A 13468-nucleotide genomic window follows, 5' to 3' on the forward strand; every position below is an offset into this window, starting at 1 on the left:
GTTCTAGCGTGAGAGGAGTTCCCTGCCCCACGGAGTCTTTGCCCATGCCCCTCGTCCGCGTCGAAATCAAAAAACGCCCAATACGCCAGTTGACTGGACTCGCTGGCGTCTTCGTGCAGCCGATCAACAATAACGGGGCGAGCTTCTGACGAAGCGCCCGCGCGCTCCCCGTGTCAGCTCCTACACTGGCTGAAGCGGGGCTGCGGCCATCATTGCCAAACAGCTCTGGAATCAGCACCCTGACACGACTTCGCGACCGAACCGCCATTGATCACAGGAGCCGCGCAATGCCCGCCACCGTTCTGGTACTGGTTGAAACCATCAATGACTATCTGCCGATTCTCGAGCATCAGGGCTTTCATCTGATCCTCGCACCAACCCCTGCCGAACGGGCGCAAGCCATCGCCACCCACGGGGCACGGATCGACGCTGTACTGACTCGTGGCCCGCTGGGTCTGACCGCCGAGGAAATCGCCGCCCTGCCGGCGCTGAAGATCATCACCGTGATCGGTGCCGGTTACGAACACGTCGACCTGCAGGCCGCCAGCGATCGCGGGATTACCGTGACCAACGGCGCCGGGGTCAACGCCTCGTCGGTGGCCGACCATGCCCTGGCCATGCTGCTAGCACTGGTACGCGACATTCCGCGCTGCGACGCGGCGGTGCGCCGGGGTGAATGGCCGAAGATCATGCGTCCGTCGCTGGCCAATAAACGCCTGGGGATTCTCGGCCTGGGGGCGGTGGGCATGGCGATTGCCAAACGTGCTCACCTTGGTTTCGACATGCAGATCAGTTACCACAACCGGCAGCTGCGCAGTGATGTGCCCTATGCGTTCTGCTCCACGCCGACCGAACTGGCGCGGGCTTCGGATTTTCTGATCGTCGCCACGCCGGGCGGGATTGGCACCCAGCATCTGGTGACGCGTCCGGTACTTGATGCTCTGGGCCCGACCGGTTTCATCGTCAACATCGCCCGGGCCAGCGTGATCGCCACGGCCGACTTGATCAGCGCACTTGAGCAACGACGGATTGCCGGGGCTGCGCTGGACGTGTTCGATCACGAACCGCAGGTGCCCGATGCGCTGAAAACCCTGAACAATGTGATTCTCACGCCGCATGTCGCCGGTCTGTCGCCGGAAGCCACACAAGGTACGGTGGAACTGGTGGGGAAAAACCTGATGGCATTCTTTTCGGGGCAACCGGTGCTGACGCCGGTCATCCTGCCACCGAGACTCACCAACCAGCGCGTGCATTAAAAATGCGCCGGCAGCGCCCTGCTGCCGGTGCCTATTCGAAACGCTGATTATCCTGCAACACGCTAACCTATAAGACCGCTGCGCGCTTGTGGCCGCCCTGGTGCGCCATTAGATTAGCCAATGATGTCTGGCCTCCAAAATAAGCAGAAGGGATAAGCATGGCGCTTACTGACCAGTCCACCCGTATCCGCTCTGGCGAAGAACTCGATGCCAGCCTGATCGATCCGTACCTCAAGGCGCACATTCCGGGCCTGACCGGCACGCCGCAGATCAGCCAGTTTCCCGGCGGCGCGTCGAACCTGACGTACCTGCTGGAATACCCGGACCAGGAATTTGTCCTGCGCCGTCCGCCGTTCGGCCACAAGGCCAAATCCGCCCATGACATGGGCCGCGAATTCCGCATCCTCAATCAACTGCGCGACGGTTTCCCCTACTGCCCGAAAGCCTACGTGCACTGCACCGACGAGTCGGTGATCGGTGCCGAGTTCTATGTGATGGAGCGGGTCAAGGGCATCATCCTACGCTCAGATCTGCCGCCAGAACTGGGCCTCGATGCAGCCAGGACCGAAGCACTGTGCAAGAGCTTCATCGACCGTTTCGTCGAACTGCACCGGGTTGACTACAACGCCTGCGGCCTCGGCGATCTGGGCAAGCCGGAAGGTTACGTCGCCCGTCAGATCAAGGGCTGGAGCGAACGTTACGAAAAAGCCCTGACCCCGGATGCGCCGCACTGGGAAACGGTCAAGGCCTGGCTCAATGACAAGATGCCGGCCGACCATCCGACCTCAAGCATCGTGCACAACGACTACCGTTTCGACAACGTGATCCTCGACCCGAACAACCCGATGCAGATCATCGGCGTGCTCGACTGGGAACTGACCACCCTCGGCGATCCGCTGATGGACCTGGGCAACACCCTCGCCTACTGGATTCAGGCGGACGATCCGGCCCCCGTGCAACTGATGCGCCGCCAGCCCAGCCACGCCCCGGGCATGCTGACCCGCCGCGAGTTCGTCGATTACTACGCCGAACGCTCGGGCATCCGCATCGACAATTTCGACTTCTACTACACCTACGGCCTGTTCCGCCTGGCCGGCATCGTGCAGCAGATCTACTACCGCTTCTACCACGGCCAGACTCAGGACAAACGCTTCGCGCAGTTCATTCACATGAACAAACTGCTGGAGCACATGAGCCTGCAGGTCATTGCGAAATCGAGCCTCTGACGGCCCATACCAAGGAACCCCCATGTCCAAGACTCAGTTGTTCGACCTCGACGGCAAAATCGCATTCGTCTCCGGCGCCAGCCGCGGCATCGGTGAAGCCATCGCCAAACTGCTGGCCCAGCAAGGCGCCCATGTGATCGTCTCGAGCCGCAAGCTCGAAGGTTGCCAGCATGTCGCCGACGCGATCATCGCCGCTGGCGGCAAAGCCACCGCCGTGGCCTGCCACATCGGTGAAATGGAACAGATCAGCCAGGTATTCGCCGGGATCAAGGAACAGTTCGGCCGCCTCGATATCCTGGTGAACAACGCCGCGACCAACCCGCAGTTCTGCAACGTGCTGGACACCGACCTGAGCGCATTCCAGAAGACCGTCGACGTGAACATTCGCGGCTACTTCTTCATGTCGGTAGAAGCCGGCAAGCTGATGCGCGAAAACGGTGGCGGCAGCATCATCAACGTTGCGTCGATCAACGGTATTTCACCGGGGATCTTCCAGGGCATCTATTCGGTGACCAAAGCGGCAGTGATCAACATGACCAAGGTCTTCGCCAAGGAATGCGCGCAATTCGGCATCCGTTGCAACGCCCTGCTGCCGGGCCTGACCGACACCAAATTCGCCTCGGCACTGGTCAAGAACGACACGATCCTCAAGCAGGCGCTGACGCAGATTCCGCTCAAGCGCGTAGCCGATCCGAGTGAAATGGCCGGGGCGGTGCTGTACCTGGCCAGTGATGCGTCGAGCTACACCACCGGGGTTGCGCTGAATGTGGACGGTGGGTTCCTGTCCTGAACCAGACGTGTCTGTGCAGGAACTGCCGAAGGCTGCGATCTTTTGACTTTGATTTTGCAGATTAAAGATCAAAAGATCGCGGCCTTCGGCAGCTCCTGCACGGGATTGAGGTCAGGCAATGACCTTGGCCAGGTGCCAGCCAAAATGCACCGCCAACCAAGCCGCCCCACGCTACTGCGTGACACACCGGGTGGTGGTGATATGGCGCGTGACCTGCTCGTCAACGTACATATCGCCAGACACCTGAGTGTTCTCCAGCGTCTGGCAGGTACGCACCGGCGCTGGTGGCGGCGCAGCAGGAGGCGGTGGCGGAGGACTGGCGCAGCCGCTCAATAGCGCGACAGAGAAAGCCAGCGACAACGGCAGATACACGCGTTTCCCAGGATTATTCATAGGACGACCCGCGGTGAATGGAAGAGCCACTTCCGCTATCGCGCACGAATACCGCGGATGACGGAAGACCTGACCACTCATTCTTTATAGCCGACTACCCGGCGAGCGCCAGTGAAATGGAGGGGGATGAGGGAATTGGCTGTCGATTTTGTGGAGAGCAAAATCTGTGAGGGAGGGTTGCCTCAGCAAGCAATTTGTTGACTGGGAGGCCGCTATCGCTGGCAAGCCAGCTCCCGCAGTGGGATCGGGTGTTTTCAGTTAGAGATTGGTCGGCTGTCAGGCCGCCATCGCTGGCAAGCCAGCTCCCACAACTTTATTCGTGCACACCCCATGCGGCGAAGCCGCCCCACTCAACACGATGAGCGTTAGCTCGAGTACCGCTCTTGATCTGAGGGCCCGTCGGCAGGCTGAGTGGAGGTATTTATCCGGGGGGGGAGCGCAGCGACCGTTTGGCGCAGCCAAACACAGCGAGAGGAGGTGCAGCGAAGCAAACCGTAGGCGCTGCCCCCGGATGAATCCCGCAGCGAAGGAACCCGAGCCTAAGCGAGGGCCGAACGTCAGGGCATAGACCTTTTGGTTACTTTTGGGGCGTTTGCCAAAAGTGACCCGCCGTAAGGGCGGAACCCTGATCAGCAACACCCGCAGTAACGGATCCACACCCAAAACAGCCAAAAACCCTAAGCCATATCCGGATCCCGAGCAGCCCGCAAAGAATTACTCTCCAACTCATACCGCAACTCATCAATCAACGCCGCCACAGCCTCCGGCGTTCGCAACTCATTGAGTTTCAACCCGCTGATCACCAGATCCACCTGTCCCGACTCCCGGTGATACAACTTCACCGTCAGCGAATGATCCCCATCCACTGAACACTCGCACGCCAAGGGCGAGAAACTCTGCTCAAGGCTGGCGCGCAACTGCGCAAGATTCATCATGGAGCTTGTTCCTTTAGCTGCTTCGAAGGGAGACGATCCCAAGCCAACAGGCTCGTATCGCACCCCACCAGACTAAGAACTGCTCCACCGCGCCAGAACCTGCATTTGCACCTCATCGATTAGTGCATTTGCACCTACCGTTGCCCCTTGGCGCCGCGTTCGCCGGAAAACAGCCCGCGCTCCCGCGCCCAGACAATCGCCTCGCTGCGACTGTGCACATCGAGCTTGGAATACACCGTCGCTACATGATTGCGCACGGTATTGGGTGCCAGCTTCAACCGGGCGGCGATCTCCTTGTCGGCCAACCCCTCGCAGATCAGCCCCAGCACGTCGCGCTCACGCGCCGTCAGATCAGTGAACGACACGCTCGGCAGCTGCGGCGAGTTGACCTTCTTCACATTCGCCAGTTTTTCGATCAGCGTCCGGCTGAACCACGAAGCATCCTTCATCACCTCTTCGATCGCCGCCACCAGTTCCAGCTCGGTGCGCTTGCGTTCGGTGATGTCCATCAGCACCAGCAGATAGCACGGCGTGTCCTGAATGTTCACGGTGTCAGCCGACACCGCGCACTCCAGCAGCTCTGCATCCTTCCTGCGCACGCGGACGTCGACCCGATCAATCCGACCGCTTTTGGCCAGGGCGTTCAGCAGCCGGGCCCGCGCACCGTCGTCGTCGATGAAATGCAGCTGGGTCACGGTTTTGCCCACCACCTCGTCGCTGTCGTAGGCGAGGGTGTCGAGGAACGCCTGATTGACATCAATCACCTGCTGCTCGTCAGCACTGCAGATCAGAATCGGCACCGGGGTCAGGCGAAACGCCTTGGCGAAGCGTTCCTCACTCTGACGCAGCGCCACTTCCGCCTTGTGCCGCAGCTCCATGTCGACGAAGGAAAACAGCATGCAATCCTCATCATTGAGCACCAACGGTTGCCCGGCGACGATCACTTGCTTGCTGCCGCCATCGGGCAGACGCAGTTGAGCCTGCATCTGTGGAATGGTCGCCACATCGCGCAGACGCTGGATCGCCAGATCCTTTTTCTCAGCCTGATCGAAGACATCGATTTCATAGGCCGAGGTACCGATTACCTGATCGCGGGTGTAACCGGTCATCTCCAGAAACCCCGGATTAACCTTGATGTAACGCAAGTCGCTGAGGCGGCAGATCACCGCCGGCGCCGGGTTGGCATTGAAGGTCTTTTCGAAGCGCTGCTCGGCATTGGCCCAATCGGTGACGTCGCTCATGATCAGCACCAGCGACTCCGGCTGCCCTTCGCGGTTGGTCAGTACCATGCTGCGCACACTGTGCACCCAGACGCGTTCCGGGTCATCCATGGCAGACATTTCGACCAACAGATCGCTGAATACCTCACAGCGTGCGACGCGGCTGATCGGATAGTTCTCGGGCGGCAACAGGTGATTGTTGCGATAACGCAGCGTGAAACGCTTGGCATACTCATCGGCATTAGTGCCCAGCTCGCCGATCCGGCTGACACCGTGCATGGCCAGTGCTGCCTCGTTGGCCCAGAGGATGCTCTGATCGAGTTCCAGCAGAATCACCCCGTCGGACAGCCCGGCGATGATCTGCTGCAACTGGCGACGATTGGTTTCAGTGGTCAGGACTTCCTGGCTCATTGGATCTCCACAGGGAATGCGCGTGTGAAGATTACGACCGCAGGCGTGCGTGATCGTGCCGAACATAAATGTGCGCCCCACCACAGTCCCCCTGTGGTAGCGAGCTTGCTCGCGAATACGGTATGTCATTCAAATAATCTGTCGGCTGACACACCGTCTTCGCCAGCAGGCTCGCTCCCACAAGGGGATCAAGGTTGATCTGAGGTTTCCACCAGCTCGCGCAACGTGTCGAGAAACAGCCTGAGCACCGGCGAAGCATCATCGGCGCGGTAAGTCGCGTACAGCGGCACTTCCGGCAGCGCCGGCGTCAGCCTGCGAAATACCAGCCCTGCCGGCGCCAGCTGCTCGATAGAAGCAGGCAGCAGCGCCACCCCGAACCCGGCGCGCACCAGGCTGAGCAGCGTCTGCACTTCAATCACCTGCTGGCGGATCTGCGGGGTGAACCCGGCCTGAACGCAGCACTGATAAAGGAAGTTGGCAAACCGCGACTGCTTCAGTTCCAGCGCAACGAACGGTTCCTGCGCCAGATCCGCCGGAGCCAGTACTTCGCGCCTTGCCAGCGGATGATCGGCCGGCATCACCACATGAATCGGTTCGTAGATCAACAACTCGTTACGCAGCAACGGATCGTCATAACCGACCCGAAACACGCAGGCGTCGATACGTTTTTCCTTCAACGCCTTGACCTGCGCCGCCGGGGTCATTTCATGCAGACGCCAGTTCACTTGCGGATAGCGTTCACGAAACAGGTGCAAGGCCTTGGGCAACACGCCGACCATCACCGAACTGATCATGCCGATCTCCAGCTCACCAAGCTGCCCGCGCCCGGTCTGACGGGTCAGGTCCAGCGCCCGTTCCAGTTGTTCGAACACCAGCGGTGCCTGCTCCTTGAGCATCTGCCCCGCGGCTGTCAGCTCGACCCGGTGATGACTGCGCTCGAACAGCGGCGTGCCCAACTCCTCCTCCAGCAGACGGATCTGCTGGCTCAACGGCGGCTGACAAATGTGCAACCGCTCCGCAGCCCGGCCGAAATGCAACTCATCGGCCAGGGCCATGAAATACCGCAGCAGGCGCAGGTCCATGGCGGCTTACCCCAGGCTCAGCGGTGTCGACCGCTGGCGCACGCCGGTCAACGCAAACAGAGCGTTGGCAATCGCGGGGGCCACCGACGGACTGCCCAACTCGCCGACGCCACCGGGTTTACCCGGCTCGCCATCCAGCACCACGATATCGGTGGCCGGCATGTCCGACATGCGGGTCACGCGGTAGTCGTGAAAATTGCTCTGCACCACCCTGCCCTGTTGGATGTCGAGCCGGTCGAACAACGCATGACCGAGGCCCCACATCAGGCCGCCGTAGATCTGCTCCTCGACGCCGCCGGGCGACACCGCCAGACCGCAGTCGACCACACACGTCAGCTTCTCGACTTTCGGTTTGCCATCGACCGTCGCGACCCGCGCCACCACGGCGATAAAACTGCTGTAACCCTGATGGGTGGCAATCCCCAACGCAGTGCCTGGCGGCAGCGGCTGGCCCCACCCGGCGCGTTCGGCAGCCTGTTTGAGCACCGCCACATGCCGTGGCCGTTCCTGCATGTTCGCCAGCCTGAAGGCCAACGGATCGGCGCCGGCCGCGTGGGCCAGTTCGTCCATGAAACTTTCGATGGCGAACACGTTGGGAATGAAGCTCACCGAGCGGTACCAGCCGCTCGGCACCTGGCTTTCGTGCTTGACCCAGTTCAACTGCAGATGCGGCGGACGGTAGGCGAAGTCCCATGCAGTGATCGCCTCGGTGGTGCTGTAATCCATGTGATCCGGGCGCTCGAAGTAACCCGGCTCCCACTGCTCCGGCGAGGCCGGTGACACCGCGTGCAATTGCAGCGCGCTGAGTTTGCCTTGGGCATCCAGTGCGCCCTTGACCCGGTGCAGCGTCGCCGGGTGATTGAACAGTGCGTGCATTTCGTCTTCGCGGCTGTTGAGTAACTTCACCGGCACGCCGGTCTGTTGCGCCAGAAACGCCACTTCGAACAACCAGTATTTGGCCTCCCGCGCACCGAAGCTGCCGCCGGACACAAGCTCGTTGATGGTGACCTTGTCCTTGGCGATGCCGCAGACTGTTTGCGCGGCTTCCAGCGCCGACGACGGCACCTGCACGCCGCCCCAATAGGTGATCGCGTTGTCCTTGACCTGTGCGGTGATACAGATCGGTTCCAGCGGGTTCTGTACTTTGTACGGCATGTGGTAATCGGCTTCGATCAGCTGCGCCGCCTGCGGCCATTGCGCGTCAACATCACCCTGCGTCATGGCCTTGATGGTCCGGCTTTTCGGGTCGGAGATAGCGGCCGCTTGCGCCGCGGCCAGTTCCGCGCTGTCGAACCCGGCCAGTGGCGAGTCGCTCCATTTGATCTCCAGCACTTTGCGGCCCTGCTGCGCCGCCCAGAACGTCTCGGCCAGCACCGCGACGCCTTCCAGGTTGCCACCGAGCACGTCCGGGCGCCCGGGGACTGCAATCACCTGGCGCACGCCCGGCACCTGCAATGCCGCCGCCGAATCCACGCTGAGGACCTTCGCCCCGACGACCGGCGCGCGCTGAATCACTGCCACCAGCATCCCCGGCAGTTGCACGTCGATGCTGTACTTGAAGCGCCCGCAGACCTTGGCCGCGGCATCGCGCTTGTGGCGCAGTTTGCCGATGTATTTGAACTGCGCCGGATCTTTCAGCGTGACATTGGCCGGTGCCGGCAAATGCGCCGCCACGCCCACCAGTTCGCCGTAGTTGAGGCTGCGTTTGCTGGCAGGGTGAATGACCCGGCCGTCTTCGGTACTGCAGCTGTCGGGGCTGACTTTCCATTGCTTCGCTGCTGCCGCAATCAGCAACGCCCGCGCCGTGGCGCCGGCCATGCGCAAGCGCTCGTATTCGAGAGAAACACTGGTGCTGCCACCGGTGGAGAAGACTTTCCAGACCGGATGAATGTAGGTCTCGAAGAACGGATCTTCCGGGGTGATCACCTGCACGGTCATCGGGTTCACATCCAGTTCTTCGGCTACGCATGCGGCCAGTGCCGTTTGCGTGCCGGTGCCGGAATCGTGCTTGTGCACCACCAGCTTTACCGTGCCGTCGGGGAAGATCCGCACCCAGGCGTTGGGCTCGAATTCCGTGGCCGCCGCCGGGATTTTCGAGTCGCTGGCGGCGCTACCGGACGGCAGGTACAGGGCAATCGCCAGGCCCGAAGCGACCGTCGCCGCTTGCTTGAGAAACACCCGGCGGGACGGTTCGAGCAAGGTGTCGTCGCGCAGCCTCATCACGCCTCCTTCGGCGCGTTCGCCGCACGTTTGATCGCTTTGTTGATCCGCCCGTAGGTGCCGCAACGGCAGATATTGCCGCTCATCGCATTGCGGATCGAATCGTCGGTCACTGCCGCGCCAGTATTGAGCAGCGCGGCGGCGGACATGATCTGCCCGGATTGACAGTAGCCGCATTGCGGCACATCTTCGGCGACCCAGGCCAGTTGCAGCGGATGACTCTCGCTCGGCGACAAGCCTTCGATGGTGGTGATGCTGTGGCCCGCGACGGCGGCCAGCGGCAACTGGCAGGAACGCACCGCGACGCCGTCCAGATGCACGGTGCAGGCACCGCACAGGCCCATGCCGCAGCCGAATTTGGTGCCGGTAAGTTTCAGTTGATCACGCAGTACCCATAACAAGGGCATGGAGGGGGACGCTTCATCCAGCTCGCGTCGTTCGCCGTTTACCGTGAATGCGATCATTGTCAGGCTCCAAAGAGCGGCCCGTCTTTGTGCGGGCCTGGTGACCGATTATTGGAAACCCGGGCAAACCGCAGCCAGCGACGATTTCTGCCAACCGCTGTAAGCAGGACTAACAACATGTACAAGCGATACCCGTCGGTGCAGTCCATGAGTGCGTTTATCCACGCGGCGCGCAGCGGCAGTTTTTCCAGCGCGGCGCGCAAGCTCGATCTGACTCACAGTGCGATCAGCCAGCAGATTCGCGCACTGGAAGATTTCATCGGTCAGCCGTTGTTCGTGCGTGAAGGCGGCGGCAGCAACCTCACCGATGCCGGGCAGTTGTTTGCCAGCGTACTGGCGGACGGGCTGGCGCAGATCGACCGGGCCCTGTCCTCGGTGAAAAACCGCAGCGTGGCGCAGCGCCTGACCCTGGATGTGGACAGTGAACTGGCGCAGAGCTGGCTCAATCCGCGCCTGCCGGAATTGCTCGACGGACTGCCGGATTACGAGGTGACCCTGTTATCGATGCCGCGCAGTGATCGCAGCAGCTTCGAGCGGGTGGATCTGGCGTTGCGTTACGGCTATGGCGATTGGGATGACTGCGAGATGACGCAGATCTGCGGCGATCGGGTGCTGGCGGTGGCTTCGCCGGCGTTGCTTGAGCGCTGTGGTTTGCAGTTGCCGTTGAGCCCGGCGCAGATCCTTGAATTGCCGCTATTGGGCTATACGCGACGCTCGTGGATTCCGTGGCTGGATGCGGCCGGAATGCCCCCGGTGGAGCCAGCGGCGCGGGTGATTTTCGATAATGCGGCCAACCTGATTGCGGCTGCCGAAGCCGGGGTTGGCGCCGGGCTGGTGCGCGGTTTGCTCGCCGCCGATGCGTTGCGCAGTGGGAAGCTGGTGGCGTTGAACGAGGCGCAGATTGCTGCGCATTACAACCTCTACGCGGTGTGGCCGCATGGGCAGGCTGAGCGGGTGGCGCCGGTGGTTGAAGCCATCAAACAGTTGGCCCTGCGTACACAAACTTGACGCCATCGCTGGCAAGCCAGCTCCCACAGTGATCGAAGTGTTGATCCGATCTTTGTCACACCACAAAAACCTGTGGGAGCTGGCTCGCCAGCGATGGCGTCGGCACATTCACCCTGAAACCCAAACCATATCGCCCAAGTATCACCAGCGCGCCCAATTAATATTGTACGAACCCCTCCCCCCTTTCCAATACTCGCCCTCAGCAACCACCCACCCGGGCCGGATGCGAACAGGCGAGGGAATGCGCGAGACCTGCGCATAGAAATGGCCGATTGCCCGGGGCGTGGATGCCGAGAGCCGCAAGGCTCCCTTCCCCGCTATCAGGAGATCGACTTCAATGATCATCGATATCAGCTGCTATCCCACGGATCTCGTGGACCTCGCCTGGAGGCATGACGGTGACCCGTTCACCGGCGAGCGTCTGCTGGAGATGATGGATGGCCCGTACATGGTCAACGGCAAGCCTCGCCGGATCGACAAAGCCTTCATCCAGCCGCCGCAGGGCAACACGATTTACACCTGGACCGACGGCGAACTCTCGGGCCGTGAATCCATCGACGCCTACATGGCCTACACCCTGAAAATGGTCCAGACCTACCCGGATCGTTTCATCGGCTGCTTCGTCTACAACCCGCGCTGCGGCGTGGAAAACGGCGTCGAGGCGATCGAGCGCTACGTCAAGCAACACGGTTTCAAGATGGTGCAGATGCAGGCCAACATGCACGCCTACCGGCCTGACCGGGCGCTGGACTGGGTGCGCCCGTGCTTCGAGAAATGCGCCGAACTGGGCATCCCGGTCAAGCTGCACACCGGCGACGGGCCGTACAGCATCCCGTCGGAATGGGTGCCGATGATCAAGGAATTCCCCAACGTGAATTTCATCATGGCCCACTTCGGCGTGCAGACCGGCGGGGTCTACGTGTTCGAACCGATGCAATGGGCGATGGAGCTGCCCAACGTCTACTGCGAATCGGGCTGGTGTCTGCAATCGCGGATCGTCGAGTTCGCCAAGGTCTTGCCAACGCACAAGATCCTGTTCGGCACCGACACCCCGCCGAACGAACCGGGCATGTGGCTGCGCCTGCTCGAAGTGCTGTGCCACGAACCGCCGCAGGGCCTGAACCTCGACGAGGACACCCTCGAAGAGTATCTGGGCAACAACACCGCGCGGATGATCGGCCTCGAGCCCACCCCGCCGCCGCGTTCCGTTTCCGAAGCAGAGGCGCAACTCAAGCGCCCCGTCACCACGCAACTGGCCAGGAGCTGAACCGATGATCATCGACACCCATCTGCACCCCACCAATCTGGTCGACGAGGCCTGGCGCCACACCGGCGAACCGTTCACTGGCGAGCGCATGCTCAAGCTGATGGACGGCCCGTACATGATCAACGGCAAGCCACGCCGCATCGACATGGGTTTCATCCAGCCGCCACCGGGCAACACCGGTTATCGCGACGGCAACCGTCGGGGCCGCGAAGGCGTGCGTGACTACATGTCGTACGTCGCCGAACTCTGTGTGAAGTATCCGGACCGCTTCATCGGCAATTTCAACTTCAACCCGCGCTGGGGACCGGAAAACGGTGCGGCGGAGCTGGAATTCCACATCAAGGAATACGGTTTCAAGATGCTCAAGCTGCACGCCAACATGCACGGCTATCGCCCGGATCGGGCACTGGACTGGCTGCGTCCGGCAATGAAAGTCTGCGCCAAGTACAACATCGTGGTGCTGATCCATACCGGCGACGGACCGTACACCATTCCGACGATGTTCTACCCGATCATCCGCGAGTTCCCGATGGTCAATTTCATCATCGGCCACTTCGGCATCCAGACCGGTGGCAACTACTCGTTCGAGGCGTTCTGGATGGCGATGGACACGCCGAACGTGTACTGCGAATCCGGCTGGTGCTTCCAGTCGCGGATCGTCGAATTCGCCAAGGAATTGCCGCGCAACAAGATCGTGTTCGGCACCGACTCGCCGCCGAACGAACCGGGCATGTGGCTGCGCGAGCTGGAGGTGTTGTGCTCACCGGCGCCGCAAGGTCTGGGCATCGATGAGGATCATCTGGAGGATTACCTGGGCAACAACATCGCGCGGTTGTGCGGAATCGAACCGACGCCACCGCCGAAGGATCTGGTTGAGGCGGATATTCGCCTGACGACCACGTATCTCTAGGCAACGCTGATTCCTGGGTAACGCTGATTCCTGGGGCACAAGGGAACCCTGTGGTGAGGGGATTTATCCCCGATGGGCTGCGCAGCGGCCCCAAAACCTGCAACCGCGTTGTATCAGGCAGACCGCGCTGACTGGTTTACGACTGCTTCGCAGCCGATCGGGGATGAATCCCCTCGCCACAAATGTCACCCACAAGGCAACACTGCAACAACACAGCGACTTTACAGGCACGAAGATGACCCGGCGCTCCCTCGACCGGCAGGCCAACGGCTGCTCGATCGAACGC

General features: G+C 61.4%; 11 protein-coding genes. 6 read left to right on the forward strand and 5 right to left on the reverse strand.

Annotated elements, in window-relative coordinates:
- The first annotated feature begins 287 nt into the window (after positions 1 to 287).
- The 3 genes from AC193Q_RS08745 to AC193Q_RS08755 all read left to right on the forward strand — a co-directional run bounded on the left by AC193Q_RS08745 (position 288) and on the right by AC193Q_RS08755 (position 3272).
- Complete coding sequence (locus AC193Q_RS08745) at positions 288 to 1256, forward strand: 2-hydroxyacid dehydrogenase (RefSeq protein WP_121185975.1); 969 nt, start codon at positions 288 to 290, stop codon at positions 1254 to 1256.
- Between the two features lie 158 nt (positions 1257 to 1414).
- Positions 1415 to 2482 (forward strand): phosphotransferase family protein, encoded by a 1068-nt coding sequence (locus AC193Q_RS08750; RefSeq protein WP_121185977.1) that lies wholly within the window; start codon positions 1415 to 1417, stop codon positions 2480 to 2482.
- A 22-nt stretch (positions 2483 to 2504) separates the two neighbouring features.
- Positions 2505 to 3272: an SDR family oxidoreductase gene (locus AC193Q_RS08755; protein ID WP_121185979.1), complete on the forward strand. Its 768-nt coding sequence runs from the start codon at positions 2505 to 2507 to the stop codon at positions 3270 to 3272.
- Positions 3273 to 4342: 1070 nt separating this feature from the next.
- On the opposite strand, the gene AC193Q_RS08760 is transcribed toward AC193Q_RS08755, so the two are convergent.
- The 5 genes from AC193Q_RS08760 to AC193Q_RS08780 all read right to left on the reverse strand — a co-directional run bounded on the left by AC193Q_RS08760 (position 4343) and on the right by AC193Q_RS08780 (position 9997).
- Positions 4343 to 4600 carry a DUF1652 domain-containing protein gene (locus tag AC193Q_RS08760; RefSeq protein WP_041073283.1) on the reverse strand — a complete coding sequence of 86 codons (258 nt, stop codon included), beginning with the start codon at positions 4598 to 4600 and terminating at the stop codon, positions 4343 to 4345.
- 134 nt (positions 4601 to 4734) lie between these two features.
- Positions 4735 to 6231, reverse strand: a complete 1497-nt coding sequence (locus AC193Q_RS08765; protein WP_121185981.1) for a helix-turn-helix transcriptional regulator — start codon at positions 6229 to 6231, stop codon at positions 4735 to 4737.
- Between the two features lie 188 nt (positions 6232 to 6419).
- The gene (locus tag AC193Q_RS08770; RefSeq protein ID WP_095668952.1) at positions 6420 to 7313 is read right to left on the reverse strand and encodes a LysR substrate-binding domain-containing protein; all 894 of its coding nucleotides are present in this window, start codon (positions 7311 to 7313) and stop codon (positions 6420 to 6422) included.
- A gap of 6 nt (positions 7314 to 7319) precedes the next feature.
- A complete protein-coding gene (locus tag AC193Q_RS08775) occupies positions 7320 to 9533 on the reverse strand; it encodes a xanthine dehydrogenase family protein molybdopterin-binding subunit (protein WP_121185983.1) in 2214 nt (737 codons plus the stop codon).
- Complete coding sequence (locus AC193Q_RS08780; RefSeq protein WP_041073291.1) at positions 9533 to 9997, reverse strand: (2Fe-2S)-binding protein; 465 nt, start codon at positions 9995 to 9997, stop codon at positions 9533 to 9535. Before AC193Q_RS08780 ends, AC193Q_RS08775 begins: the two co-directional genes overlap by 1 nt.
- Positions 9998 to 10114: 117 nt before the next feature.
- On the opposite strand from AC193Q_RS08780, the gene AC193Q_RS08785 reads away from it, so the two are divergent.
- The 3 genes from AC193Q_RS08785 (at position 10115) to AC193Q_RS08795 (ending at position 13182) form a co-directional block, all read left to right on the forward strand.
- Positions 10115 to 11005, forward strand: a complete 891-nt coding sequence (locus AC193Q_RS08785; RefSeq protein WP_121185985.1) for a LysR substrate-binding domain-containing protein — start codon at positions 10115 to 10117, stop codon at positions 11003 to 11005.
- A 337-nt stretch (positions 11006 to 11342) separates the two neighbouring features.
- Positions 11343 to 12272 carry an amidohydrolase family protein gene (locus tag AC193Q_RS08790; RefSeq protein ID WP_086792694.1) on the forward strand — a complete coding sequence of 310 codons (930 nt, stop codon included), beginning with the start codon at positions 11343 to 11345 and terminating at the stop codon, positions 12270 to 12272.
- 4 nt (positions 12273 to 12276) lie between these two features.
- On the forward strand, positions 12277 to 13182 hold the full coding sequence (locus AC193Q_RS08795) for an amidohydrolase family protein (RefSeq protein WP_003224037.1): 906 nt from the start codon (positions 12277 to 12279) through the stop codon (positions 13180 to 13182).
- Positions 13183 to 13468 lie beyond the last annotated feature (286 nt).

This window comes from Pseudomonas sp. F2 (assembly GCF_057174385.1).

What these genes read in the sequence shown, in the direction of transcription:
- AC193Q_RS08745 (WP_121185975.1), top strand. Translation starts at nt 288, where the DNA reads ATGCCCGCCACCGTTCTGGTACTGGTTGAAACCATCAATGACTATCTG.
- AC193Q_RS08750 (WP_121185977.1), top strand. Translation starts at nt 1,415, where the DNA reads ATGGCGCTTACTGACCAGTCCACCCGTATCCGCTCTGGCGAAGAACTC.
- AC193Q_RS08755 (WP_121185979.1), top strand. Translation starts at nt 2,505, where the DNA reads ATGTCCAAGACTCAGTTGTTCGACCTCGACGGCAAAATCGCATTCGTC.
- AC193Q_RS08760 (WP_041073283.1), bottom strand. Translation starts at nt 4,600, where the DNA reads ATGATGAATCTTGCGCAGTTGCGCGCCAGCCTTGAGCAGAGTTTCTCG.
- AC193Q_RS08765 (WP_121185981.1), bottom strand. Translation starts at nt 6,231, where the DNA reads ATGAGCCAGGAAGTCCTGACCACTGAAACCAATCGTCGCCAGTTGCAG.
- AC193Q_RS08770 (WP_095668952.1), bottom strand. Translation starts at nt 7,313, where the DNA reads ATGGACCTGCGCCTGCTGCGGTATTTCATGGCCCTGGCCGATGAGTTG.
- AC193Q_RS08775 (WP_121185983.1), bottom strand. Translation starts at nt 9,533, where the DNA reads ATGAGGCTGCGCGACGACACCTTGCTCGAACCGTCCCGCCGGGTGTTT.
- AC193Q_RS08780 (WP_041073291.1), bottom strand. Translation starts at nt 9,997, where the DNA reads ATGATCGCATTCACGGTAAACGGCGAACGACGCGAGCTGGATGAAGCG.
- AC193Q_RS08785 (WP_121185985.1), top strand. Translation starts at nt 10,115, where the DNA reads ATGTACAAGCGATACCCGTCGGTGCAGTCCATGAGTGCGTTTATCCAC.
- AC193Q_RS08790 (WP_086792694.1), top strand. Translation starts at nt 11,343, where the DNA reads ATGATCATCGATATCAGCTGCTATCCCACGGATCTCGTGGACCTCGCC.
- AC193Q_RS08795 (WP_003224037.1), top strand. Translation starts at nt 12,277, where the DNA reads ATGATCATCGACACCCATCTGCACCCCACCAATCTGGTCGACGAGGCC.